Below are 836 nucleotides of genomic sequence, written 5' to 3'. Positions count from 1 at the left end.
AATAGATACGTACGACGCTCCCACCTTGTTATTCAACATTGTCTGTATATGTGTTTTTTTTTTTTCCAAGAAGAAGCCGGCTTCCGATTTCCGCTTTAGTCTCTTGGGCGCGGACTCCCCCGGCGCCCCCTCGATCAGCACCCACTGCTCGTCAGGTCCCTGGCGTTTGTGGGCGGCACGACCCCGCACCGCCGCGAACCGCGAACTGAGCGTGGCGTCGCTGCCCTGGCGCCAGCTGACCTGCCGATACGTCCTTGCGGGCAAGCGCTGCGCGACTTCATGTACCGAGATCGGCGCATGTGCGCTATCGCGCATCGGTCGTGTGCGGGGCCGACCGCCCTTAGGGCTGGCTGGCGGCATGGGCGCAGGTTGGTGCGATCCCCACCAGACCTTCGTGTTGCTGCGGACGCCAACCATGTACAGCAGGCCGCGTTCGCTGAGCTGGTCTCGCCAGTGGGTCTCGGTGCCGTAGGCCGCATCGGCTAGCACGACGCCTGCCGCAATCCCTGTCGCCAGCGCGCTGTCGATCTGATCCATGGCCAGCGCTGTCTTGGTCTGAAACACGACCTGATCCGGAACGCCTGCCTTCTTGCGCCGCACAGTGTCCTGAGCCCACTGCTCGGGAAGATACAGCCGATAGCCCACTGGCAGGCTGCCGTGGTCGTTGGCGATCGACAAACTCACGGCAACCTGGCAATTGTCCGTCTTGCCAAGGCGGCCGCAGTACTGGCGTGCAACACCGACCGAATGCACCCCTTTCTTTGAAAATCCCGTGTCGTCCACGATCCAGTGACACGCTGCGCTCTTCCTGCTCAGGGTCGGCAGCACCTGTGCCG

General features: G+C 62.7%; 1 protein-coding gene. It reads right to left on the bottom strand.

Annotation, left to right across the window (positions count from 1 at the left end; genetic code table 11):
• Positions 1-836, bottom strand: an 836-nt coding sequence (locus CR938_RS14315) for an IS701 family transposase (protein WP_246191106.1), incomplete at both ends; no start/stop codon positions are given.

This window comes from Pseudoxanthomonas taiwanensis (assembly GCF_010093135.1).
Taxonomy (GTDB): domain Bacteria; phylum Pseudomonadota; class Gammaproteobacteria; order Xanthomonadales; family Xanthomonadaceae; genus Pseudoxanthomonas; species Pseudoxanthomonas taiwanensis.
Note: the sequence above shows the minus strand (reverse complement) of the source record. Positions and strands in the feature narration are given on the sequence as shown.